The organism is Paraburkholderia sp. RL17-373-BIF-A (assembly GCF_046030175.1).
Taxonomy (GTDB): domain Bacteria; phylum Pseudomonadota; class Gammaproteobacteria; order Burkholderiales; family Burkholderiaceae; genus Paraburkholderia.
Genome location: NZ_JARESO010000250.1, coordinates 1 through 1,495, shown reverse-complemented (window position 1 = coordinate 1,495; position 1,495 = coordinate 1). Strand labels below are relative to the sequence as shown.

Sequence of the window (1,495 nt, the reverse complement as noted above, 5' to 3'; positions counted from 1 at the left end):
GGGGTGGACTCGCTTACGGGTCATCAAGCTGGTGCCGCTGTTCAAAATGACGTTTTGCAGGCAAAAGCGTCCGGTCGGCAAGAAGCCGGCGGGTTGATGAAACCTATATCAGAGTCAAGGGCTCATTGAAGTACCTTTGCCGCGCAGTGGATAAGGTGGGCAACGCTATCGATTTCTGTTAAGAGGCAGGCGGGACAAGGCTGCTGAGCAGCGCATCGTCGAAAAGGCAATCGGTCGAAACGATTCACCCGAGACGGTGACCATCGACGAAAGTGGCTCCAGTCTGGCCGCGCTTAACGCGGTGAATGCCGAGCGCGAGATGTCGATCAAGTTTCGTCAGATCAAGTATTTGAACAAGAGCGTGGAGCAGGGTCATCGGGCGATCAGACGCTGAAGCCGACCAATGCTCGGATTCAAGGGTTTGAAATGCGCACGCGTCATTCTTAGTGCCATCGAATTGACGCAAGAGATCAAGAATCGACAGTTGCAATTTTCGTGCAACGCCCCGCTGTCTGCCGCCCAGCGATTCTGCTCATTGATTTTATAAGCCATCCTTCGCATATCTCCTTTGCTTGTTCCAACTGTTACCGCCGTACCAACGTTCTCCGTCAGTCCCCGCGGCCTTGCCCCCCCCCACTCTCTACACCGTCCACCGGATTCAGCGAGGGCTCGGCTGACCTCGTGATGTTTACGATAGAGTGGGGAGATTCGCGAAAGCAACCCGACATTAACGACGATAGTCTAGCCTCTCGTGAATTAAACAACTGGACGTTCATATGTCAGTAACTGGAAGCACCATCCATAGAGCGTTATCTAGCGATTCCGCTGGCTGCATCGATCGGGCGGGGAATTACGGCAATCCGGGTGGGTTGAAAGACCTGATCCTTTCGATGTTGACATTCGGAATCTACGCGATTGTAAAAACATCTAAGATGGAGCAGAAGAGGGAAGCTATCGAAGAGGTAGTGAGGGATCTGACCGCGAAACTTACGATGGCTAGCACGACGGGAGCGTCGAGCATTGCGACAAAAGTGGAGGGTAAAGACTTGCTCATCGAAGAGAAAACAGGTAAATCGCCATATTTGGATGTGTACTATGGCGGTAAGTTATGCAGCAGACTTCCCGGAAATTTCGCGGATCTGAATGGACGTCTGAGCAAGGAGGTCGACTTCTTAGATGGGAATAAAGGAGCGACCTACTTCTGATCAAGTCGTCGTCGGGTTCGGTCGTGCTTTTCCATGTTGCTCGGGTATCTATTCGGTCGGATCGTTATCGGTGCTTCCCGCTCTGCGTTGGTTGCTTCCGGCGCCCCTGATTGGCCTTTTGTTAATGGAGTGTTTCGACCGACCGACGCTCGCCGCGCAAGGACGCTGCTGAACAAAGCCGATAGAGGGCGGAGAGAGGGGCGCAGCGTCCAAGAGAACTTCGTTTCCCAGGCGAGCATCAAGAGAATTTACGAAATTTCCGGCAGATTGGCGATGGCGCGGTGGCTTGG

2 protein-coding genes and 1 pseudogene are annotated in these 1,495 nt (G+C 53.2%); all 3 read left to right on the top strand.

Going from position 1 to position 1,495, the window contains the following annotated elements; genetic code table 11:
- Positions 1-547 (top strand): annotated as a pseudogene (locus P0D80_RS50095) (IS6 family transposase); the annotation flags it as partial.
- 229 nt (positions 548-776) lie between these two features.
- Complete coding sequence (locus P0D80_RS50090) at positions 777-1,205, top strand: hypothetical protein (RefSeq protein ID WP_408296165.1); 429 nt, start codon at positions 777-779, stop codon at positions 1,203-1,205.
- A 33-nt stretch (positions 1,206-1,238) separates the two neighbouring features.
- Positions 1,239-1,495, top strand: a 257-nt coding sequence (locus P0D80_RS50085; RefSeq protein ID WP_408296163.1) for a hypothetical protein, incomplete at its 3' end; no start/stop codon positions are given.

Excerpts from the sequence above, each read along its gene's own strand:
- P0D80_RS50090 (WP_408296165.1), top strand. The coding sequence starts at position 777 with ATGTCAGTAACTGGAAGCACCATCCATAGAGCGTTATCTAGCGATTCC.